At 70.2% G+C, this 22,294-nt stretch carries 19 protein-coding genes and 1 tRNA gene; 8 read left to right on the plus strand and 12 right to left on the minus strand.

Annotation, left to right across the window (positions count from 1 at the left end; genetic code table 11):
• The first annotated feature begins 292 nt into the window (after window positions 1-292).
• Window positions 293-784 carry a single-stranded DNA-binding protein gene (locus ACHUEU_RS01480; protein WP_394214108.1) on the plus strand — a complete coding sequence of 164 codons (492 nt, stop codon included), beginning with the start codon at window positions 293-295 and terminating at the stop codon, window positions 782-784.
• Between the two features lie 19 nt (window positions 785-803).
• Here the strand turns inward: ACHUEU_RS01480 and ACHUEU_RS01485 are convergent, their stop codons facing one another.
• On the minus strand, window positions 804-1,331 hold the full coding sequence (locus tag ACHUEU_RS01485) for a PPA1309 family protein (RefSeq protein WP_394214109.1): 528 nt from the start codon (window positions 1,329-1,331) through the stop codon (window positions 804-806).
• Window positions 1,332-1,485: 154 nt separating this feature from the next.
• Between ACHUEU_RS01485 and ACHUEU_RS01490 the strand changes: the two genes are divergently transcribed.
• The 3 genes from ACHUEU_RS01490 (at window position 1,486) to ACHUEU_RS01500 (ending at window position 5,531) form a co-directional block, all read left to right on the plus strand.
• Window positions 1,486-4,587, plus strand: a complete 3,102-nt coding sequence (locus ACHUEU_RS01490) for a UPF0182 family membrane protein (protein ID WP_394214110.1) — start codon at window positions 1,486-1,488, stop codon at window positions 4,585-4,587.
• Between the two features lie 173 nt (window positions 4,588-4,760).
• Window positions 4,761-4,834 (plus strand) — tRNA-Met (locus ACHUEU_RS01495).
• Window positions 4,835-4,901: 67 nt separating this feature from the next.
• Complete coding sequence (locus ACHUEU_RS01500) at window positions 4,902-5,531, plus strand: SGNH/GDSL hydrolase family protein (protein WP_394214111.1); 630 nt, start codon at window positions 4,902-4,904, stop codon at window positions 5,529-5,531.
• Between the two features lie 12 nt (window positions 5,532-5,543).
• Here ACHUEU_RS01500 and ACHUEU_RS01505 read toward each other — a convergent pair whose 3' ends face one another.
• The 6 genes from ACHUEU_RS01505 to ACHUEU_RS01530 form a co-directional block, all read right to left on the minus strand.
• Window positions 5,544-6,236, minus strand: coding sequence for a C2 family cysteine protease (locus tag ACHUEU_RS01505; RefSeq protein WP_394214112.1), 693 nt, complete (start codon window positions 6,234-6,236; stop codon window positions 5,544-5,546).
• A gap of 228 nt (window positions 6,237-6,464) precedes the next feature.
• Window positions 6,465-7,685, minus strand: a complete 1,221-nt coding sequence (locus ACHUEU_RS01510; RefSeq protein ID WP_394214114.1) for a pyrophosphate--fructose-6-phosphate 1-phosphotransferase — start codon at window positions 7,683-7,685, stop codon at window positions 6,465-6,467.
• A gap of 118 nt (window positions 7,686-7,803) precedes the next feature.
• The gene (locus ACHUEU_RS01515) at window positions 7,804-8,598 is read right to left on the minus strand and encodes an inositol monophosphatase family protein (RefSeq protein WP_394214115.1); all 795 of its coding nucleotides are present in this window, start codon (window positions 8,596-8,598) and stop codon (window positions 7,804-7,806) included.
• Between the two features lie 99 nt (window positions 8,599-8,697).
• Window positions 8,698-9,765 (minus strand): ribosome small subunit-dependent GTPase A, encoded by a 1,068-nt coding sequence (gene rsgA / locus ACHUEU_RS01520; RefSeq protein WP_394214116.1) that lies wholly within the window; start codon window positions 9,763-9,765, stop codon window positions 8,698-8,700.
• Window positions 9,762-11,087 (minus strand): 3-phosphoshikimate 1-carboxyvinyltransferase, encoded by a 1,326-nt coding sequence (gene aroA, locus ACHUEU_RS01525; RefSeq protein ID WP_394214118.1) that lies wholly within the window; start codon window positions 11,085-11,087, stop codon window positions 9,762-9,764. The genes rsgA and aroA overlap by 4 nt, the downstream gene beginning before the upstream one ends.
• A 4-nt stretch (window positions 11,088-11,091) precedes the next feature.
• Entirely contained in the window at window positions 11,092-11,658 is a 567-nt protein-coding gene (locus tag ACHUEU_RS01530) for a hypothetical protein (protein ID WP_394214120.1), read from the minus strand.
• 277 nt (window positions 11,659-11,935) lie between these two features.
• Between ACHUEU_RS01530 and ACHUEU_RS01535 the strand changes: the two genes are divergently transcribed.
• Entirely contained in the window at window positions 11,936-12,658 is a 723-nt protein-coding gene (locus tag ACHUEU_RS01535) for a sigma-70 family RNA polymerase sigma factor (protein ID WP_394214121.1), read from the plus strand.
• Window positions 12,655-12,999 carry a mycothiol system anti-sigma-R factor gene (gene rsrA, locus ACHUEU_RS01540; RefSeq protein WP_394214122.1) on the plus strand — a complete coding sequence of 115 codons (345 nt, stop codon included), beginning with the start codon at window positions 12,655-12,657 and terminating at the stop codon, window positions 12,997-12,999. The genes ACHUEU_RS01535 and rsrA overlap by 4 nt, the downstream gene beginning before the upstream one ends.
• A gap of 136 nt (window positions 13,000-13,135) precedes the next feature.
• On the opposite strand, the gene ACHUEU_RS01545 is transcribed toward rsrA, so the two are convergent.
• From ACHUEU_RS01545 to ACHUEU_RS01565, 5 genes are all read right to left on the minus strand, one after another.
• On the minus strand, window positions 13,136-13,210 hold the full coding sequence (locus ACHUEU_RS01545) for a 50S ribosomal protein bL37 (protein WP_377017627.1): 75 nt from the start codon (window positions 13,208-13,210) through the stop codon (window positions 13,136-13,138).
• A gap of 120 nt (window positions 13,211-13,330) precedes the next feature.
• Entirely contained in the window at window positions 13,331-13,975 is a 645-nt protein-coding gene (locus tag ACHUEU_RS01550) for a GDSL-type esterase/lipase family protein (protein ID WP_394214123.1), read from the minus strand.
• 81 nt (window positions 13,976-14,056) lie between these two features.
• Window positions 14,057-17,968, minus strand: a complete 3,912-nt coding sequence (locus ACHUEU_RS01555) for a multifunctional oxoglutarate decarboxylase/oxoglutarate dehydrogenase thiamine pyrophosphate-binding subunit/dihydrolipoyllysine-residue succinyltransferase subunit (protein ID WP_394214124.1) — start codon at window positions 17,966-17,968, stop codon at window positions 14,057-14,059.
• Between the two features lie 123 nt (window positions 17,969-18,091).
• Window positions 18,092-19,186 (minus strand): sensor histidine kinase, encoded by a 1,095-nt coding sequence (locus ACHUEU_RS01560; protein WP_394214125.1) that lies wholly within the window; start codon window positions 19,184-19,186, stop codon window positions 18,092-18,094.
• The gene (locus tag ACHUEU_RS01565) at window positions 19,183-20,004 is read right to left on the minus strand and encodes a response regulator transcription factor (protein WP_394214126.1); all 822 of its coding nucleotides are present in this window, start codon (window positions 20,002-20,004) and stop codon (window positions 19,183-19,185) included. The genes ACHUEU_RS01560 and ACHUEU_RS01565 overlap by 4 nt, the downstream gene beginning before the upstream one ends.
• Before the next feature lie 382 nt (window positions 20,005-20,386).
• Between ACHUEU_RS01565 and ACHUEU_RS01570 the strand changes: the two genes are divergently transcribed.
• Together ACHUEU_RS01570 and tsaD are read left to right on the plus strand one after the other, a co-directional pair.
• The gene (locus ACHUEU_RS01570) at window positions 20,387-21,196 is read left to right on the plus strand and encodes a M23 family metallopeptidase (RefSeq protein ID WP_394214127.1); all 810 of its coding nucleotides are present in this window, start codon (window positions 20,387-20,389) and stop codon (window positions 21,194-21,196) included.
• A complete protein-coding gene (tsaD, locus tag ACHUEU_RS01575; RefSeq protein ID WP_394214128.1) occupies window positions 21,193-22,251 on the plus strand; it encodes a tRNA (adenosine(37)-N6)-threonylcarbamoyltransferase complex transferase subunit TsaD in 1,059 nt (352 codons plus the stop codon). The genes ACHUEU_RS01570 and tsaD overlap by 4 nt, the downstream gene beginning before the upstream one ends.
• Window positions 22,252-22,294: the final 43 nt, after the last annotated feature.

The following is a 22,294-nucleotide window of genomic DNA, read 5'->3' on the forward strand; positions in this document are numbered from 1 at the left end:
TGAGCTCCTGCTGCGGTCCCGACCTCCTGCCGCGCTGCGCGCCGGGTGCGGACGGGCCGCTGAGCGTCCCGGACGGGCCGATGGTGAGGTGAGCCGGCAATAGTGCCGGCCCGTCGCACCATCGGCCCGTCTGTTGCATCGTGGGTGAGACGTGAGGGACGGTTCCTCCCCAGGGCCCCACCGTCCACATTCTCGGACCGGCACTGGAGCGAGCCGCGTCCGCAGGGAAGCCTGAGACACATCGGCAAGGAGCCGACGCCGGGATCCCCGGCACCTCAGGAAGGACACCGCCATGCGCGACATCCAGACCACTCTCTTGGGTAACGCCACCGCTGACCCCATCGAGCGAAAGCAGGCCGACGGGAGCCCCTCCGCGAGCGTGCGGATCGCAGTCACCGGCAGCTACTTCAACTCCGCCACCGGGGACTTCGCCGACCGGAAGACGGAATTCATCACGGTGTTCGCCCGGCGGAACCTGGCACGGAACCTGCTGGCCTCGGTGCGCAGGGGACAGCCGCTGGTGGTCAGCGGCCGGCTCAGCACCTCGGAGTGGACGGGAGAGGATGAGACGCTCCGCCACTCCCTGAACATCCAGGCCGAGGCGATCGGGCACGACCTCACCTACGGCACCGCCACCTTCTCGAAGCCGCTGCGGGACAGGGACACCCCGGACATCGACCCGCAGACCGCCACGGTCATCCCGAGTCGCCCGGCGGACGAGGACGAGGAGACCGACACGGCCGACCAGGAGGCCGGCGAGAGCTCGTACGCGCCGGCATTCTGACCCCGCCCGTGCACTGGCCTCAGTCGGAGGCCTGCAGCGTCTGGACCAGGGCCTGGGAGATCTCGGGGAGCAGCGCGACGCCGAGGACGTAGCCGTCCTCGTCGCCATGGTGCACCGCCGACCAGGTGGTGCCGTCCTCCAGCGCGGCGACCACCACACGCAGCGACCGCTCGGCCGGCAGCTGACGATCGCCCTGGTCATCACGGACGGTCCAGGCGGCGGGGGCGAGGTCGCAGGCGATCGCTCCGCCCGCGGCCAGATCCGGCCATTGCGCCGACTCGAGCGCGGCCAGCGGGTCCGCAGCAGCTGCGGTGCCGTCCTCGAGATCGATCGGGGTGAGGTGGAGAGCGTCCTGGGCGTCGCCCCCGTCCGCTCCCAGCAGGGCGGCGAGCGAGGGTGAGGCCGCCATCAGTTCCGCGCTGCGAGCCAGCGCGAACAGGCGGGGTGCGGGCAGCGGACCGTCCTCGACATGGCGGGCCACCTCGAGAACTGCCGCCGCCAGAGCAGCCGTCGGAGCATCCAGAGGGTCCGGAGAAGCAGTCGTCATCGGATCGAGAGGTCCCTTACAGGTTTGCCTGACAGAATGGGGTGACCGGCGCGGTGACGCGGCGGGACCACACTGTACCCGGAGCTCTCGGACCAATGCCTGCGCAGCGGCAGGCGGGACCGTCGACTCCGACACCGAATCACCGAGGTTATCTGTGAGCTTCTCCGCCCCGTTCGGCGACATGCCCCGGCCGCGTCCCCGGCCGTCCCCTGATGCGAGTCCCCGCGGTCCCCGGCGGATCTCGCCGCTGGCGATCAGCGCCGGGGTCGTCGCCCTCCTGGTCATCCTGCTGGTCATCGCCTCCGAGGTGTGGACCAAGTTCCTGTGGACGGACCAGCTGGGGTACACGGACGTGCTGCTCACGCGCTGGGGCACCCAGGCTGCGCTGTTCGTCGGCGGTGCCGTGGTGTTCGCGGTGCCGCTGTTCATCAGCCTCCGCCTGGCGTACATGAAACGGCCCGTCTACCCGCCCGTGACCCGGGAGCAGGAGGCGCTCGAGCAGTTCCGCGCGGCCGTGGATCCGCTGCGGCGCGGCCTGACCTACGGTGCCCCGGTGGTGATCGGCGCCTTCGGCGGCCTGGCGCTCTCCCGCCGCTGGCAGGACGTGCAGCTCTTCCTCCACCCCCAGGACTTCGGACAGACCGATCCGGTCTTCGACAACGACATCGGCTTCTACGTCTTCACCCTGCCGCTGATCGACATGGTCATCGCCTTCGGACAGTTCGTCCTGCTGGTCGCGATCGTGGGTGCGCTGATCGGCCACTTCGTCTACGGCGGCGTCAGCTGGGGCCAGGAGAGCGGCCTCGAGGTCACCCGCTCCGCGCGCCGCCACCTCGGCATCCTCGCCACCATCTACGTGCTGCTGCTCGGCGCCGGGCACTGGTTCCAGCGCTACGACCTGCTCACCGCGTCGCACCCGCGGTTCGAGGGTGCGTCCTACGCCGACGTCAAGGCGATCCTCCCTGCCCAGACCATCCTCGCCATCGCCTCGATCGCGGTGGCGGCACTGTTCGTGGTGTGGGTCTTCCGCTCGGACTGGCGCATCCCCGCGATCGGCGCCGGCCTGATGATCCTGTCCACGCTGGTGGTGGGCAACCTCTACCCCTGGGCGATCCAGCAGTTCCAGGTCCAGCCCAACGAGCGTGCGCTCGAGCAGCCGTACATCCAGAACAACATCGATGCGACCCGTGCCGCCTTCAACCTCGACGACGTCAACGAGGTGCCCTACACGGCCAGCACGGATGCTGAGCCGGGAGCTCTGCGCGAGGACGCCTCGACCACCGCGCAGATCCGCCTGATGGATCCTCACATCATCTCGCCCACCTTCGAGCAGCGCGAGGCGAACCGCCGCTACTGGGGCTTCGATGACGTGCTCAGCGTGGACCGGTACGAGATCGACGGCCAGCTGCAGGACACCGTCATCGGCGTGCGCGAGCTGCGCCCGGACAAGTTCGGCCTGGCCGGGCGCTCCTGGGTCGATCAGCACATCATCTACACCCACGGCTACGGCACCGCGGCCGCCTACGGCAACCGCCGCAACGCGGACGGCGAGCCCTCCTTCCTGCAATCCGGCGTGCCCGGTGACGGTGCCTTCGGCGAGTATCAGGAGCGGGTGTACTTCGGCCAGTACTCGCCCGACTACTCGATCGTGGGCGCTCCCGAGGGCAGCGAGCCCGAGGAGTTCGACTACCAGCGCGTCAGCACCGAGGACGCAGAGGGCGGAGACCAGGTCTACAACACCTACCAGGGCGATGGCGGACCCTCCGTCGGCGGATTCATGAATCAGCTGCTCTACGCGATCAAGTTCCGCGACCCGAACATCGTGATCTCGGACTACCTCAACGAGGAGTCGCAGATCCTCTACGACCGCGAACCGCAGCAGCGGGTCCGGGAGGTCGCCCCGTTCCTGTCGCTGGACTCCCAGATGTACCCGGCCGTGGTCGACGACACGCTGGTGTGGGTGGTCGACGGCTACACCACCACCTCGGAGTTCCCCTATGCGCAGTCGGTGAACCTCGACCAGACCGTCGATGATTCGCAGACCGATCCGGGCGCCACCGCGGCCATCCGCGACCGTTCGGCGAACTACATGCGCAACTCCGTCAAGGCGACCGTGAACGCCTTCGACGGTTCGGTCACGCTGTACTCCTGGGACACGGAGGACCCGATCCTGAGGTCCTGGGCAGAGGTGTTCCCGGAGGCGCTGAGGCCGGCCTCCGAGATCAGCGGTGAGCTGATGTCGCACCTGCGCTATCCGGAGGACCTCTTCAAGGCCCAGCGGGAGATCCTCTCCACCTATCACGTCACCGACGCGGACGACTTCTTCACCCAGCAGGACTTCTGGCAGGTCCCGCCGGATCCCACGGTCCCCGCGCCGACGAACCCCGACGGCACCACCGGTGAGCAGGCGCCGCAGCCGCCGATGTACCTCACGATGCAGATGCCCTCGGATGAGTCCCCGCGCTTCATGCTCTCCTCGAGCTTCATCCCCGCCGAAGGGCAGAACGTGCTCACCGGCTATCTGGCGGTGGACTCGGAGACCGGAGACCAGAGTGGCAACCCCGCGGACTCCTTCGCGGACATGACCCTGCTGGTGCTTCCGGCCTCGAACCCCGTCAACGGTCCGGGACAGGTGCAGGCGACCTTCAACGCGGAGCCGAACGTCTCGCAGGCGCTGAACCTGCTGAAGTCCGGAAACTCCGAGGTGCTCAACGGCAACCTGCTCACTCTGCCGGTCGGCGGCGGGCTGCTGTACGTCCAACCCGTCTACCTGCAGTCCTCCGCCTCGGGCGGTGGCACCCAGTACCCGCTGCTGCAGATGGCGCTGGTCTCCTTCGGGGACAAGATCGGCTTCGCGCCGACTCTCGATGAGGCACTGGACCTGGTCTTCGGCGGCGACTCCGGCGCGACGGCCGGCGATGCCGAGGTCTCCGACCCCGACGCCCCCTCCGGCACGGCCGATGCCGTGACCGAGGAAGGCGGCGGCGAGGAGGGTGAGGATCCCGCTGCCGAGGGCGAGGAGCCGAGCGCGGCGCCGTCCGCGGACGGCACGGCGCAGGAGCGCCTGGAATCGGCGCTCACGGACATGGACACTGCTGTCACCGATGCGGAGACTGCGATGGCCGACGGTGACTGGGCCGCCTACGGTGCGGCGCAGGAGCGTCTGGCGGACGCCCTGAACCGGGCGATCGCCGCCAATGAGGAGCTCGGCGGCAGCGGTGTTCCGGCCCAGCCCTCCGATGGCGGAGGCGGCTGATCCGCAGCTGACCCCCAGCCCGAGGACGCCCGACCGGCGCCGGCCCACCGCCGGATCCGGTCGGGCGTTCCGGCGTCAGGGCAGGTGAACGATCCATGAACGTGTCATGGCACACGTTGGGCCACTGCTGAGTGGACGCGGAGGTGGGGGAGCCGTAGAGTTACACATGTCGCCGCGGGGTGGAGCAGTTCGGTAGCTCGCCGGGCTCATAACCCGGAGGTCGTAGGTTCAAATCCTGCCCCCGCTACGAGATGAAGGCCCGGACAGTGGAAACACTGTCCGGGCCTTCTGCGATGTCTGGCACGATGTCGTCCATGACCGCCTCCGCTGTCCCCGCTCCCCGCAGGCTGCTGTTCATCGGCGACTCCATCACCGACTGCGGGCGGCGTGAGGACCCCGAGGGTCTCGGCCACGGCTACGTGCGACTGCTGGCCGAGCACGTCGCCACTCATGAACCTACGGCCACGGTGATCAACCGCGGGATCAGTGGTGACAGGGTCGCGGATCTCGAGGCGCGCTTCGACGCCGACTGCCTCGACCTGACACCCGATGCGGTGACGATCTATGTGGGCGTGAATGACGCCTGGCACCGCTTCACCCGCGGTGAGCGGATCACCGAGGAATCCTTCGCGCAGGGATACCGCCACCTGCTCGAGCAGCTCGCCGCCGCGGTGCCCGCGGCGCCGGTGGTGCTGATCATCCCCTTCGTCGCGGACATCGACGAGGGCGCAGCGCAGATCCACGCCGACCTCGATGGCAAGGTGGCGATCATCCGCGCCCTCGCGAGCGAGCACGGGCACCGGATCGTGGATCTTGAGCAGATGCTCACCACGGCCTACGCCGCCGGGCACACCCCCGCCACCATCGCGGAGGACGGCGTCCACCCCACCCCCGCCGGGCACCGCCTGATCGCCGACGCCTGGCTCGACGCCGTCGGCCGCTGAACGGACCGCGGATCAGCGCAGCGGCCCGGTGACGTCCACGGAGAGGAACCCGCGGCGGAAGCGGCGGGCATCGAGCACCAGGACCCTCGCGGGGCGCACCGGATTGCGCAGGTGGATGTGCCCGGTGCGGGCGTCGGCACCGACCACGGCGAAGACGTGACTGGGCGGCAGCGGCCCGGCGGAGGTGGGCACCAGCAGCGGACTCAGCGGATGGGTCGAGGCGCAGATCGCCCGGCCCTCGGCCCGCCACGCGATGATCTGAGCGGCATTCGGCATGCGCAGGTCCGAGCGCACCCGCTCACCCAGCAGCAGTTCGAGGCCGAAGCGCGCGAAGCCCCGCTGCAGGAAGGCGTAGCCGCCGGCCACGTGGACGGCGATCGCCTTCTCCAGCACGCCCACCCAGCCGGGATTCGCGCCGTCCCGGCGGCCGAAACGGAAGGCGCCCCGGGCATCGACCGGGAGATGGCGATCCACCCGGATCGGGCTCGGCATCCCCGGCAGGTGCACGGCGACGACCCCGCCCGCCTCTTCGGTCAGCAGCTCGCGCAGACGCTCCGGAGCGGCCTCGTGGATCGCGAGCATCGGGGCCATCACCCAGCAGTCCCCGAGTCGGCCCTGGCGGGGCCGCAGCAGACGTCGGGGCAGCAGCGGGCCGGTGTCGTCCCGCAGCGCGACGGCGCGCGGACCGGGTCCGATGCGCAGCACCGGTCTGTCGCCCGCCGCATCCCCCGGTCCAGCACCCCATTGCGACCGACGGCACCTCATACGGCGCGGGAGAGGTGCCGTGGGCAGCACTCGGTCACCGATGCCCCCGGCAAGCGCGTCGCGCGCCCGCCCGGTGAGGGCGAGCGCGCGAAGGGTGCGGCGCCAGGTGCGCACGCGGGGGCGGTGAGCACTCATCAGCATCTCCGCCCCGTCGGTGGCCACCGGTGGTCAGTGCGCCTCGGCCGGGACGATCTTCTGGCCGGTGCGCTCCATGACCTCATGGAACCAGGGCTGGGAGATGTCGAAGGCCTTGTGGCCGGCGACCCGCTCGAACTCGACGGCGCGCAGCACGTTCCCGCGCTCCTCGTCATGCCCGACCAGGCCCGAGCCGCCCTCGAGGGCGACCTGCACGGCATAGTCGGTCATCGACTTGATCAGCCGGATGTCCTCGGGGTTCGCCTTCGCGGAACGGGCGAAGTAGCCGGACTTCTGGACCATGACCTTCTCGGCGCCGAGCCGCGGGGCGAACTGCTTCGCGAACCACTGGCCGGGGTTGATGGTGTCGATCTTGACGTGGCCGAAGGGATCCTTCTCCGGCTCCTCGCCGCGGGCCTGCATCTCGGCGACGATCTCGGGGATCCCGGCGCCCTCGGAGAGGAAGATGTTCACGCAGCCGGCATCGTCCATGACGGCCTTGAGGCGCTCGGCCTCGGCGTCGATGTCGAGCGTGAGCTCGGGCAGGTAGACGGCGTGGACGTCCCAGCGCTCGGCGCGGTGGCCGATCCCGGGCAGCCACTCCTGCTGGGAGTGCCAGCTCTGGTAGTACTCGGCGGCCTGCGCCGTGAGGTAGCCGCAGGCACGGCCCATGATCTCGTGGATGATCAGCATCTTCGGGTTCGAGCCGTGCTCGGCGATGATGTTCTGCGCGAAGACGCTGCTCTGCTCCGCAGCGGACTTCGCGCCGAGGGACTGACGGATCGGCACGATGTCGTTGTCGATCGTCTTGGGCAGGCCCACTACCTGCAGCTCGTGGCCGTTCTCGTGGAGGAACTTCGCCAGGTCCGCGGCGGTGGTGTTGGTGTCGTCGCCGCCGATGGTGTGCAGCACGTCCACACCGTCGTCCTTGAGCTTGTTCGCGGCCACCTCCAGGGCGTTCTCGCCCTCCTGGATCAGGCCGCGCGTGACCAGATCCTCGGTGTTGGTGAGCTTCACGCGGGAGTTGCCGATGGGGGAGCCGCCGTAGTTGTGCAGCAGGCCCGCCTTCGCGCGCACCTCGTCGTCCACCACCAGCTTCTCGCCGGAGAGCAGACCCCAGTAGCCGTGCTGGTAGGCGATGATCTCGACCTCGGGCACCAGTTCGGTGTACCGCTCGATGAGACCGCCGACGGCGGAGGACAGGCAGGGGGCATAGCCACCGGCGGTCAGAAGGGCGACGCGCTTGACGGTCATGGAGAGGGAGTTCCTTCACGGTTCGGGGTCAACGATGTCCCGAGTCTACCGAGGAGACCTGGACGGCTCCTGCCGCGGTCCAGGCGTGGACGCTCTGTCCTGGACGTGGCCCTCGCGCTCAGGACTGCCGGGCCGCGAGGGCCTCCAGGATCTCCTCGTGCAGGAGGCCGTTGGTGGCCACGGCGTTCCCGCCGAAGGGACCGTCCTCTCCGTCCAGCGAGGTGAAGCGACCGCCGGCCTCGGTGACGATCGGGGCCAGTGCGACCATGTCGTGCAGTGCGAGCTCCGGTTCACAGGCTGCATCGACCGCGCCCTCGGCCACCAGCATGTAGGACCAGAAGTCGCCGTAGGCGCGGGTGCGCCAGAAGCGCTGCATGAGGTTCAGCATCTGCGGCAGTCGATCCCGCTCCGCCCAGCCGTGCAGCGAGGAGTAGGACAGGGAGGCCTCCGCGAGCGAGTCGACGGAGGAGACCTGCAGGCGGGAGGCGCTGTTGATGCGTGAACCGGTCCAGGCCCCTACGCCCTCGCCTCCCCACCAGCGTCGGCCCAGCGAGGGCGCGGAGACGAGCCCCACGACGGGGCGGCCGTCCTCGATGAGCCCGATGAGCGTGCCCCACACGGGCACCCCGCGCACGAAGTTGCTGGTGCCGTCGATGGGGTCGATCACCCACTGCCGCGGGGAAGCGCCGGTGCTGCCGAACTCCTCCCCGATCACCTGATCGCGGGAGCGGACGCGGGAGAGCTGGGCGCGCACCAGCTGCTCGGCCGCACGATCGGCGTCAGTGACCTCGGTGAGGTCCGGCTTGGCCGAGACCTCGAGATCCTGCGCCTTGAAGCGCGACATGGTCAGCTGGTCCACGGCATCGGCCAGCACATGGGCCAGGCGCAGGTCATCGGCGAATCGACTGGACATGCGCCTACAGTACGGGCCCGGGCCGTCGGCTCCGGGCAGCGACGCGGGACCGTCCCGGGGCATGGCCGGCGACGGTGCGCCTCACGGGTCCGAAGCGGCTCACATCTCCCAGGCGTCGTTCTTGCGCAGCGTGGTGGCCAGTCGCCGGTAGGAGAGCAGCCGGGCCGGGCCGGCGCTGCCGGCACCGCCGGCGGCGACCTGCTGGTCCAGGGAGCAGTCCGGGGCGTCCTCGAGGTGGGTGCAGCCGCGGGGGCACTGCTCCGCCAGCTCGGCGAGGTCCGCGAAGGCGTCCAGCAGCTCCTCGGGATCCACATGTCCCAGTCCGAAGGAGCGCACCCCGGGAGTGTCGATCACCCAGCCGGCATCGCCGGGCAGGGGCATCGCCAGCGCCGAGGAGGAGGTGTGGCGGCCCCGCCCGGTGACGTCGTTGACCACGCCGATGGCGCGGTCCGTGCCCGGCACCAGGGCGTTCAGCAGCGTCGACTTCCCCACGCCGGAATGGCCGATGAGCACGCTGACGCGACCCGAGAGCCGCGCCCGCAGCTCCTCCAGCCCCACGATCGCGGGGAGTGAGGGGTCCGTGGTCTGCTCCGGCGTCTCGCGGCGCGTGACCACGTGCTCGAGCCCCAGGGGTGCATAGGTGGTGAGGAACTCCTCGGGGGCGCGCAGATCGGTCTTGGTGAGCACGAGCAGGGTGTCGATCCCGGCGACGAAGGCGGCGACCAGGCAGCGGTCGATCATCCCGCCGCGGGGCTCCGGCTCCGCGACGGCGGTGACCATCACCATCAGGTCCACGTTGGCGACCAGGGGACGCTCCGTCGAGTCGTCGTCGTCCGCGCTGCGTCGCAGGAAGGAGCTGCGTTCCCGGATGCGCACGATCCGGGCGAGCGTGCCGTCCCGTCCCGAGGTGTCCCCGACCAGACCCACCAGGTCACCGGGGACGATGGGGGAGCGGCCCAGCTCGCGGGCGCGCATCGCGGTGACCGCCCGCTCCTGGTCCGTGCCCTCGGCGAGCAGGGTCCGCCACCGTCCGCGGTCCACGGAGACCACCCGGGCGGTGACGGCGTCCTCGTGCTTGGGCCGATCCTTCGTGCGCGGTCGTGAGCCGCGCCGTTGCGGGCGGACCCGCACGTCGCTCTCGTCGTACTCCCTCGCGGAGCGGCTCACGCGGGGTCCGCCGCCGGCTCCGGGTGCAGCATCGACAGCCACATCCCCACGAAATCCGGGAGCGTCTTCTGCGTGGTGCTGATGTCGACCACCCGCAGATCCGCGACCCGCAGGCCGATGATCGCGCCTGCGGTCGCCATCCGGTGGTCCTCGTAGCTCTCGAAGACCGCGCCGCGCAGCCGGCCGGGATGGATCTCCACCCCGTCCGCCAGCTCCTCGGTGCGGGCACCGACCTTGGTCAGCTCCGTGGCAAGCGCCTTCAGCCGATCGGTCTCGTGACCGCGCAGGTGCGCGACGCCGGTGAGCCGGGATGGTGAATCCGCCAGCGCGCACAGAGCGGACATCGTCGGCACCAGCTCGCCCATGGCCGACATGTCCGCGTCGATCCCGTGGATCTGTCCGTCGCCGCGCACGCAGAGGGTGCGGCCCTCCCGCCAGACCGTGCCGCCCATCCGGGCCAGCAGGTCACGGTAGGCGTCGCCGGGCTGGGTGGTCGTCTCGGGCCAGTCGTCGACGGCGATGGTGCCGCCGGTGGCCAATGCCGCGGCCAGGAACGGCCCGGCGTTGGAGAGATCGGGCTCGATGGTGACCGCCACCGGCCGGATCTCGCCACGGCGGACCGACCAGCACTGGTGCCCCTGCTCATCGATCCGGTGGGAGGCCTCGACCCCGGCCTGGCGCATGGTCTCGATCGTCATGTCGATGTGCGGCAACGAGGGCAGCACCTCACCCACGTGCACCAGCTCGACATCCTCCTGAGCTCGGGCCGCGACCAGGAGCAGGTTGGAGATGAACTGGCTGGACGCGGAGGCGTCGACCTCGAGGCGACCACCGCGGAGCTGCCCGGTGCCGTGCACGGTCAGCGGCAGCCGACCGGGCTCTCCGTGCTCGGTGACCTCCACACCCTGCTGACGGAGCAGGTCGACGACCGGATCCATCGGCCGTTGCAGCGCCGCGGCATCGCCGGTGAAGCGGACATCGCCATGATGCAGCGCCGCGAGCAGCGGCACGAAGCGCATCACCGTGCCCGCGAGCCCGGTATGGATCTCGATCGGCTCGGCCGGCTGGGCGGCGGGCGGCGGGAGCGGGGTGACGTGCAGGGCCCCGTCGTGCACCTCGAGCTCCGCGCCGAGGCGTTCGAGCGCATCTCGCATCAGCCGTGTATCGCGGGAGACGAGTGCTCCCCGCAGCACCGAGGGTTCCGTTGCGGCGGCGGCCAGCAGCATCCATCGTGCGGTCAGGGACTTCGATCCCGGCACCCTCACCAGAGCGTCGACCGGCTGGTCGGCGACCGGTGCGGTCCACAGCACCTCTGAGGTCACGTGGTCAGCCCCGCTGGTCGGCGAGCTGCTTCCGCGCGGTCGCGACCGCGCCCTTCGCCTTCTTCTCCAGCGTCCCCGCCTTCTTCTCGAGCTCGCGCTGCTTCGCCGCGGCCTTCTTCTGGCTGCGCTCGAGGAACTTGTTCGCCCGGTAGCCGAGCGAGGGGCGGCCGTCATGGTCCACCACGGCCAGCAGCACGCCGCCGAGCAGACCGGCATCGGTGAGGATGGACTGGACCTCCTGGGTCAGCTCCTCGCCGCGCAGCTCCCACACCTTCTTGCGACCGGCCCAGCCGACGGACGTGGTCGCCAGGAGCGCCACGGCGGCGGCGCGCGGGTAGCGGTTGGTGGCGTACAGGACACCGGCACCGGCAGCGACGGCGCCGCTGACGCGGATGACGGTCCGCACGTCCACGAACCCGGGGGCGGAGCTCTTGGCGATCGCGGAATCGGCCGCGTCGAATGCCTGCGGATAGACATCGATCTCCCGCTCGGGGTGCACAGCGGTGCGCACTCCCTCGACGACGAAGGGTGCAGCGAGCAGGGGCCGGGCGATGCGACGGACCAGAGACATGGTGTCCTCACGTTCTCGACGGGGTCAGGAGGTCGGGCGATCCGGCCGTGTCGGCCAGGTCACCGGGATCCAGACTACCGTCCGGGGAACATCTCTCGTGCCGAGCGCGTTGTACTGGACGGCGCGGCATGACCGCCGCGCCTCATGACGACCGCGCGGCGGCCGCATGACCACCGCAGGACGAGACGCCCACAGGTGTCGGGGAGGCAGGCGGCCCATGACGGCTTCGGCGCTGCAGGACGCTCCGACCCGGCTCGGTGGCGTAGGTTTGAGGGTGATGACCCGAACAGATCCCGCCCTGGGCCCCGATGCGGGCCTCCCGGACCCCGCTCCCGTCGCGGATGAGCCGGGGACCGCTGGCGCCCCGGACTTCGACTTCGAGACCGAGGCGCTCTCGCACCTCGACTCCCTCTACGGCGGTGCGCTGCGGATGACCCGCAACCCGCACGACGCCGAGGACCTGGTGCAGGACACCTTCGTCAAGGCCTTCCGGGCCCGTGACCGGTTCACCCCCGGCACCAACATGCGTGCCTGGCTGTACCGGATCATGACCAACAGCTTCATCTCGATGTACCGGACCAAGCAGCGCCGACCCAAGGAGGCCTGGACCGACACCGTCGAGGACTGGCAGCTGGCCGAGGTCGCCGGGCACACCAGCCGCGGCCTGCGCTCCGCGGAGACCGAGGCGCTGGATCACCTGCCCGACTCCGCGGTCAAGGAGGCCCTGGGCGAGCTCCGCGAGGACTACCGCATGGCGGTCTACCTCGCCGACGTCGAAGGCTTCGCCTACAAGGAGATCGCAGAGATCATGGACACCCCGATCGGGACCGTCATGTCCCGTCTGCATCGGGGACGCCGCCAGCTGCGGGAGAAGCTCTCGGACTACGCCTACCGCAGCGGATTCCTGCGCGGGGATCCCGCGACCGCCGAGGCATCCACCGGCGGCAGCACGGCCGAGGGCAGCACGAGAGGATCGATGGATCGGGAGGACGAACGATGAGTGACGACGATCTGACCGGTCGCGGTGGCTCCGTGGAGCAGGAGCGGCGCGATCTGCGCTTCGGGCTGGAGGAGGCGCTGGACGGTGAACTGCCCGAGGAGGTGGTCCAGCGCATGCAGCGCCACACCGATGACTGCCCGGAGTGCGCCGAGGAGTGGGAGCAGGTGCGGCGGATGAAGGAGCTGGTGCGTCGCAGCTGCGCCGATCGTGCCCCGTCGGAGCTGCGCGAGCGCATCACCGTGCAGTGCCGTACCGTCTCGGTGACCCGCACGGAGACCGACGGCAGCACGGTGCGGGTCACCCGCACCGAGACCGTCCGCCGCGGGTTCCCGGCACCCTGAAGGTCGACGGCGCCTGCCCGCGCGGAGCCGATCCGGTGCACGGACGACAGCGTGCAGGGGCGGGCCGAAGCACAGACGACGGGCCGTTCCCGAGAGGGAACGGCCCGTCGTCATGTCGCGCGCGGCGACGTCACGGTCAGCTGTTGGGGCGCTTGCCGTGATTCGCGCTGTTCTTGCGGCGAGCCTTGCGCTTGCGTCCTCGCTTGCTCATCACGATCTCCTTCCTTCGCCCGGATGATCTGACGATTGTGCCACATCGCGCTGGCAGCGGCGTCGCTGAAAGAGGTGTCCGCCCGCCGCTGAGTCCGAGGTCACTCGGGAGGTGAGGGCGTCAGGAGGAGGTGCCCAGCCAGCGGCCGAAACCGCCGTGGAGCACCAGCCAGGCGATCAGGCCGTAGCCGGTCTGCCCGGGGTGGTCGCCGGCGGAGCGGGCGAGATCGGACTCCCACTGGTCGTGGCCGATCAGGCCGCCGACCGTGTCGACGTAGGGGATGCGGCGGCGGGAGCAGACATCCTCGAACGCTCCGGAGAGCTCCTGCACCGCGGCGGTGGTCCCGGGGTCCCTGCTGGGGGTCGGCCCCACCACGAAGGCCGGGATGCGCAGACGCTCCAGCCCGTCGAGCACCTTGGCGAGGTTCAACCGGGAGCGGGCCAGGGAGATGCCGGCACCGACATCGGCACGACCCATCGCCAGCACCACGCGATTGTCCACGGAGCCATCGGCCTGCCCCTGGGTCGAGAAGCGGCGCTGCACGTCCTGGTCCCAGCGGTCGGCGAGCTCGGCGGAGGTCTCCGCGGGCAGCGCGGCGCTGAACACGTCGATGCGGTTGGCCGCTCCCTGCTCACTGGCCACGGCACGGCCGAGCCATCCCAGCGCTCGAGCATCACCCACCCCTGCCAGGAGCTCGTCTCCGAGCGCGATGATGCGGATCCGGGACTCCGGAGACGGGGCGGGCGTCATGGGCACTGTGAGCACCGGGACCTCCTGGGCGGGGACGGGATCGTCAACTCTAACGGCGGCGCGGGTCACGGGCGAACCCGGGACCCGCGGCGGTGCTCAGGCCTCGAAGGCCCGGTCCAGCAGATCCTCCTGCTCGATCTTGTGCGTCGCGTTCGAGCCGGTCGCCGGGGAGGCGGAGGCGGCGCGGGCGACGACCCGCAGCGTGCGGCCGACCTCGACGGCGAAGTTCATCGCCATGAAGCTCCAGGCCCCCTGGTTCTGCGGCTCCTCCTGGACCCAGGTCAGTGATGCCTCCGGGTAGCTCTCCAGGACGGCCTGCAGCTGCTCGGTGGGCAACGGGTAGAGCTGCTCGACCCGCACGATCGCAGTATCGGTGATGCCCTGCTTCTCACGCCGGGCGACGAGGTCCCAGTAGACCTTGCCGGAGGTCAGCAGCACGCGGCTGACGCCGGCCGGGTCCACGGTGGTATCGGGCAGGACGGGCTCGAACGTCCCGGTGGTGAAGTCCTCGACCGCGCTGACCGCGGCCTTGTTGCGCAGCATCGACTTCGGGGTGAAGACGATCAGCGGCTTCTTCGCCTCGGTGAGCGCCTGCCTGCGCAGCAGGTGGAAGTAGCTCGCCGGGGTGGACGGCGCGGAGACCCGCATGTTGTTCTCCGCGCACAGCTGGAGGAAACGTTCGATGCGGGCGGAGGAGTGGTCCGGGCCCTGGCCCTCGTAGCCGTGGGGAAGGAGCATGACCACGCTCGACTTCTGTCCCCACTTCTGCTCGGAGGCGGAGATGAACTCGTCGATGATCGTCTGCGCGCCGTTGACGAAGTCGCCGAACTGCGCTTCCCACAGCACCAGCGACTGCGGGCTCTCGACCGAATAGCCGTACTCGAACCCGAGCGCTGCGAACTCCGAGAGCGAGGAGTCGTAGGCGTTGAACCTCGCCTGGTCGTCGGAGAGGTAGGCGAGCGGGGTCCAGGTGTCTCCGTTGTCGTGATCGATGAGCACGCTGTGCCGCTGGACGAAGGTGCCGCGGCGGGAGTCCTGGCCGGCCAGTCGCACCCGATGTCCCTGCAGCAGCAGCGACCCGAAGGCCAGCAGTTCGCCGAAGGACCAGTCGATGCTGCCCGCGGTCGCCATCTGGGCGCGGCGCTGCAGCACCGTCATCAGCTTGGGATGGACGGCGAAGGAGGCGGGGACCTCCGAATGCGCCGTCCCGATCCGTTCCAGCACAGCGGCCTCGACCGCGGTCTGCACCTGCGCCTCGTCGGCGGTTCCCTGCTGCGCGTCCGGCAGGTCCAGGCCCTGGACGTTCTGCTGCGTCGCCGGGTCGGTGGACGGCGCCGTGCGGGTGGAGGTGAAGGCTTCGTCCAGGTGCTCCTGGAAGTTCCGCACCAGCCCTTCGGTCTCCTCCTCGGTGAGGTCGCCGCGCTCGATGAGCGCCTCCGTGTAGAGCTTGCGGGTCGAGGGCTTCTCGGCGATCAGCTTGTACATCTCGGGCTGCGTCATCGAGGGGTCATCGCCCTCGTTGTGCCCGCGGCGGCGGTAGCACTGCATGTCGATGACCACGTCGCGGTGGAACTTCTGACGGAACTCGAAGGCGATCTCGGCGACCCGCACGCAGGCCTCCGGATCGTCGCCGTTGACGTGGAAGATCGGCAGCTGGGTGGACTTGGCGACGTCGGTCGAGTAGTACGACGAACGCGAGGAGTCCGGCAGCGTGGTGAAGCCGATCTGGTTGTTGATGATCACGTGGATCGTGCCGCCAGTGCGGTAGCCGCGCAGCTCGGAGAGGTTCAAGGTCTCGGTGACCACGCCCTGGCCGGCGAAGGCGGCGTCGCCGTGCACGAGGACCGGCAGCACCGGGAACTCCTCGGGACGCTCGAGGCGGTCCTGCTTGGCGCGGACGATGCCCTCCAGGACGGGGTTCACGGCCTCCAGGTGGGAGGGGTTCGCGGCGAGGTACACCTTGGTGCTCTTGCCGTCGTGCGAGGTGTAGGAGCCCTCGGTGCCCAGGTGGTACTTCACGTCGCCGGAGCCGAGCTTCTGGCCGTAGTTGCCCTCGAACTCCTGGAAGATCTGCCCGTAGCTCTTGCCGGCCAGGTTCGAGAGCACGTTGAGCCGGCCGCGGTGGCTCATCCCGATGGCCACCTCCTCCATGCCGTCGTGCGCGGCGCCGTGCAGCACAGCGTCGAGCATCGGGATGACCGCCTCGCCGCCCTCGAGGGAGAAGCGCTTCTGTCCCACGAACTTCGTCTGCAGGAACGTCTCGAAGGCCTCGGCGGAGTTGAGGCGATCCATGATGTGGGTGAGCTCGTCCTTGTCGAACGGCCGGCGCGGGATCTCCATCTTCTGCTGGATCCAGTCGCGCTCCTCCGGGTCGGAGATGTGCATGTACTCCACACCGATGGTGCGGCAGTACGCATCACGCAGCACGCCGAGGATGTCGCGCAGGGACATCTTGTCCTTGCCGCCCAGCCCGCGGGTGGGGAAGGAGCGGTCCAGGTCCCACAGGGTCAGCCCGTAGGTCTCGACGTCCAGATCCGGGTGGGTGCGCACCTTGTACTGCAGTGGATCGGTGTCCGCCATCAGGTGCCCGCGCACGCGGTAGGCGTGGATCATGTCCATCACCCGGGCCAGACGCTCGGAGGTGGTGTGCCGGAAGGGGTTGTCCGGCACCCAGCGGACCGGCTGGTAGGGCAGGCGCAGCGAGGCGAAGACCCGGTCGTAGAAGCCGTCCTTGCCCAGCAGCTTGTCGCTCATCCGCTTGAGGAACTCGCCGGAGGCGGCACCCTGGATGATGCGGTGGTCGTAGGTCGAGGTCAGCGTCATGACCTTCGAGATCGCGAGCTCGGCGAGGGTGGCGGGACTCGCGCCCTGGAACTGCGCGGGATAGTCCATCGCGCCGACGCCGACGATCACGCCCTGGCCCTGCATGAGGCGGGGGATGGAATGGACGGTGCCGATGCCGCCGGGGTTGGTCAGGGAGACCGTGGTGTGCGAGAAGTCCTCCATCGTGAGCTTGCCGGTGCGGGCCTTGGCCACGACCTCTTCGTAGGCCTTCCAGAAGCCGCGGAAGTCGAAGCGCTGGGCGGCCTTGATGCTCGGCACCACCAGGCCGCGGGAGCCGTCGGGCCGCGGCATGTCGATCGCGAGCCCGAAGTTGATGTCCTCGCGCTTGAGCAGGAGCGGCTTGCCCTTCTCGTCGACGTCGAAGCCGTTGTTCATGTCGCTGATCTCGGTGATCGCCTCGATCATCGCCCAGCCGATCAGGTGGGTGAAGGAGACCTTGCCCGCGCGATGGCGCTTGAGGTGGTTGTTGATCACCAGGCGGTTGTCGAACAGCAGCTTCACCGGGACGTCGCGCACCGAGGTGGCGGTGGGCACCTCGAGGGACTCGGCCATGTTGCGCACGATCGCCGCGGCGGGTCCACGGAGCTTGACGACCTCGGGCTCCCGCAGCTCCACCACAGGGATCTGTGCGGTGGTGGTGGGGACCTTCGCCGGGCGGTCCGAGGTCGTGGAGACAGCGGGCTGCGCGGAGGCGGCGGAGTCCTTGGAGGTGTCGGCGTTCACGGCAGGGGATTCCTTCGGAGACGGAGAGACGGTCGCGGGGGCGGCGGTCGTGGAGGTGGAGGAGGAGGTCGACGTGCTCGTCGCGGGCGCGGAGCTCGAGGGAGCGGGCGTCGGCGGCTCACCGGGGTCTGCCTGCTCCGGTGCCGCCTCCGGCGACGTCGCTCCCGAGGGGGCTGCGGTCGAGGCCGCCGACGTCGACCGTGACGTCGGTGAGGACTCTGAGGACTCTGAGGACTCTGAGGACTCTGAGGGCTCTGAGGGCTCTGCGGGCCTCTGGGAGACGGAGGTGACGGAGGTCACCGAGCCCGGGCCGGAGAAGTACTCCGCCCAACTGGGATCGACGCTCGAGGGATCCTCGCGCCACTGCTCGCGCAGTGCGTCCACGAGCCACTGATTCGGGCCGAACTCCGCGGAGTCGGAGTCCTGTGTCTGCTGTGACACTCTGAGATCGCCAGCCTTCTCACGGTCGGGTGATACGGAATGCTCCCAGCCTAGCGGCAGGAGATGATCGCCGTGCACCGTCCTCGGTGCTCGACCGGCGAAGATGCTGCGGAGTGCGTGAGATCACGGTGTCGTCGCCGTGTCCGGCAGCATCACCCGGATCAGGGACGAGCGTCCCTCACGGGCATGCTCGCTGCGGGGATCGTCGAGCACCTCGATCGAACCGCCGTGCAGGCCCACGGCCCAGCGTGCGATGGCCAGGCCCAGCCCGGTGCCGCCTGAGGTGTCGGCATAGCCGCCGCGCTGGAAGCGCTCGAACACCCGCGAGCGGTCCTCGCGGGCGATGCCGGGCCCCTCGTCGTGCACATCGATGCGCACCCCGTCGTCCTGCTCGGTGCGGGCGGCCGAGACGTGGATCCGGCCCCCGGCCGGAGAGTGCCGCGCGGCGTTCTCCAGCAGGTTGTGGATCACCTGCTGCAGCCTCGCGGCGTCGGCGGGGACCGCCAGGTCGGCGGGCTCGACGTCGATGATCCAGCGCACGTCGCGGCCGCTCGAGGCGAGGGAGGCGGCATCGACCACCTCGTGGAGGAACGGCGTGAGCTCCACCTCCTCGACGTCCAGCTCGACCACCCCGGCATCGAGACGGGAGAGATCCAGCAGGTGGTCCACCAGCTGCGAGAGCCGTTCGGTCTCGGTCAATGCCACCTCGAGCGCGGCCGGATCCGGTTCGGTCACACCGTCCACCAGGTTCTCCAGCTGCGCACGCAGGCCGGTCACCGGGGTGCGCAGCTCATGGGAGACGTTCGCGACCAGGTCCCGGCGCATGCGGTCGGTCTGCTCGAGCTCGGAGGCCATCGTGGAGAATGCGGAGGCCAGCTGACCCACCTCGTCCCGGCTGGTGGTGCTGACGGCGCGGCTGTAGTCCCCGCGGGCCATGGCGCGGGCCGCACCGGTCATCTCCCGCAGCGGTGAGGTCATCCCGCGGGCGAGGATCTGGGTGAACACCAGCGCTGCGATCACCACCAGCGGCAGCGCCAGCAGCGGCTGGATCCCGGCGCGGATGCTCACCTGGGTCAGCAGTGCGGCCACGCTCACGCTCGCCCCGACCAGGATCCCGAGCTTGACCTTGAAGGAACGGAACCTGTCCAGCGGGCGGACGTCCAGACGATCCGGTACCCGCCGCTGAGCATCGCCCGCACCGTCGGCCGGTGGCGTCACGAGTCGTCGTCGGGCAGGTTCGGGGTGGGCATGGAGGAGAGGTCCGACGCTCCGGTGGCGCCGCGGGCCGCTCCGCTCCCGTCCTCGGAGTCCTCCGGGATCTCGAGGGCGTATCCCACGCCGTGGACGGTGCGCACCAGATCGGAGCCGAGCTTGCGCCGCAGCGCCTTGACATGGGAGTCGACGGTGCGGGTGCCGGTGGCGTCCACCCAGTCCCACACGTCGGCCAGGAGCTGCTCGCGGGTCAGGACGGTGCCGGGGGCGTTCGCCAGGCACAGCAGCAGGTCGAACTCGGTGGGGGTGAGGTGCGCGGGTGCGCCGGCACGCATGACCCGGCGCCCTGCGCGATCGATCACCAGGTCGCCGAACTCCAGGGCGTCCTGCTTCTCGGACTCGCTCGGTGCGGGTGCCCCGACCCGGCGCACCCGACGCAGCAGGGCCTTCAGTCGGGCGACCAGCTCGCGCATCGAGAAGGGCTTGGTCATGTAGTCGTCGGCGCCCACTCCGAGCCCCACCAGCATGTCGGTCTCGTCATCGCGTGCGGTCAGCATCAGCACCGGCACGGGCTCGTCAGCCTGGATCCGTCGGCACACCTCCAGGCCGTCGAAGCCGGGCAGCATCACGTCCAGCACCACCGCGTCGGGGCGCACCTCGGACACTGCGCGCACGCCGGAGGGTCCATCGGGGGCGGTGGTGACCTCCCAGCCTTCGGCGGTGAGCCGATCGGTGATCGCACGGGTGATCGTCTGCTCGTCCTCGATCACGACCACGCGCACGGGTGCGGTGCCGGGGGCGGCGTTCTTGTCCGGGGTCGACATGGCGCCACTCTAGACGCCGCCTGCTGGGAGCACACGGGATCCGTCACGCAGCGTGCGGGGCGCTCCCGGGCCCGGGGCGGGAGGCATGGAATGTGACCCGCGGGTCGTCCCGAGCTCCGTCGGAGTGACCTGGTACGCGGGTGCCGGGCCGCGCTCGTCAAGATCGGGCAACCTTTGGGGCATCTGGGCAAAAACTTGGCAATGACCGCGTCGGGGCGGTCGTCATGCCAGGTGGGGGGCACGTAGGTTGGTCCAGGTTGTTCGGCGACGCGTCCTTCCCCTGCTCGGCGTCACGATCGGACAGGCGCTTGGACCAGATCTACACAGTCGCAATGGAAGAGGTCAGCACGTGGCGAATCACCGCGCGGATGGACGAGCAACGGTGCGCAAGCATCGTCTGGTCGGAGGCACTCATCGCGACTCCGCTGTCTCCGCCGGAGCCGTGAAGGTCGGGGTCCTCGGAGTCCTCGCCACCGCCACGATCGCGGCGCCGCTCGCGGCCGCCGCGGCCGGGATCGACGAGACCGCCCCGCAGGGCGAGACGATCGCCCAGGCCCAGCCCGCTGCCCCCGCCGCCCAGGCGCCCGCGCCCGTCGCACTCCCGGTGGCCGATGACGTCGCCGAGGCGACGGTCGAGACCCGCACCGAGGATCCTGACGCCAGCCGCTCCGAGGCGCGCACCTCGCCGACCCCCGACGACTCCGAGACGCAGACCGAGGCCTCCGAGGAAGCGGCGGGCACCGGGATCGAGGTCTCCGTCCCCGAGCCCGTGGAAGAGGCCTCCGCCGCCGAGCCGGTGGGCGACAACGGCTATGTGCGTCCGGTCAGCGGCCCTATCACCTCCGGCTTCGGCGGGCGCATGCACCCCGTCCTCGGCTACTTCAAGGGTCATGACGGCGTGGACTTCGGTGCCGCCTGCGGAACCCCCGTCGCCGCCGCCCAGTCCGGCACCGTCGTCGCCGTCGAGTACCACCACGCCTCCGGCAAGCGGGTGAAGGTCGACCACGGCAACGGGGTCGTCACCGGCTATTACCACCTGCAGGGTTACAACACCTCGGTGGGGGCCACCGTCGCCGCCGGCGAGACCATCGGCTATGTCGGCTCCACCGGCCGCTCCACCGGGTGCCACCTTCACTTCGCCAAGATGGACGAGGCGGGCAACTACTCCAACCCGATGTCGATCCTGCGGTGACGACCCTCGGGTCCCCGCTCATCCTCGGGGTCGAGTCCTCCTGCGACGAGACCGGCTTCGGCCTCGTCTCCGAGGGTGTCCTGCTGGGACAGGGCCTCGCCTCCAGCGCCTCCCAGCACGCCGACTTCGGCGGAGTGGTCCCCGAGATCGCCGCTCGCGCCCACCTCGAGGCCGTCGTGCCCACGCTGCGGATCGCGCTCGAGGACGCCGACGTCGACCTGGCCGACATCTCGCACGTCGCCGTCACCTCCGGGCCGGGCCTGGCCACGGCCGTGCATGTGGGCCTCGCCGCCGCGAAGTCGATCGCCTGGTCGCTCGGCAGGCCTCTCTACGGTGTGCACCACCTCGCCGGGCACGCGGCGGCCGACACCCTGGAGCACGGCCCGCTGCCCGAGCGCAGCATCGCGCTCATCGTCTCCGGCGGCCACACCTCGCTCCTCGCCGTCGGTGACCTGGTGCGGGACCCCATCGAGCATCTCGGCGACACCCTGGACGACGCGGCGGGGGAGGCCTTCGACAAGGTCTCCCGCCTGCTCGGCCTCGGCTACCCCGGTGGCCCCGCGATCTCCCGTGCCGCCGTCGACGGCGATCCCACTGCCTTCTCCTTCCCGCGCGCGATGCTGCGGCCGAAGGATGCGCCGTTCACCTTCTCCTTCTCCGGGCTCAAGACCGCCGTGGCCCGCACCGTCGAGACCCTCGAGCGCGCCGGGCAGCCGGTGCCGGTCGCGGACATCGCCGCCTCCTTCGAGCAGGCCGTGGTGGACGTGCTGGTCAAGAAGGCGGTCCGCGCCGTGCGCGAGCGGAACCTGGACACCCTGGTCATCGTGGGCGGCGTCGCCGCCAATGCGCGCCTGCGCGCGGTCGCGCGGTCGACGTGCGAGACAGCGGGCATCGAGCTGAGGATTCCGCCGCCGCGCCTGTGCACCGACAACGGCGCGATGATCGCGGCGGTCGGAGACCTGCTGGTGCGCTCCGGTGCTGAACCGAGCGGTCTGGGCATCGCCGCGGACCCCTCCGCCGTGCTCCACGGGGCGCAGCTCCCCCTGCCGCGGTGAGGTCCCTCTCACACCCGGCGCCCTCGACGGCGGTGATGCGGTC

The sequence above is a fragment of the Brachybacterium vulturis genome, from assembly GCF_043641765.1.
Taxonomy (GTDB): domain Bacteria; phylum Actinomycetota; class Actinomycetes; order Actinomycetales; family Dermabacteraceae; genus Brachybacterium; species Brachybacterium vulturis_A.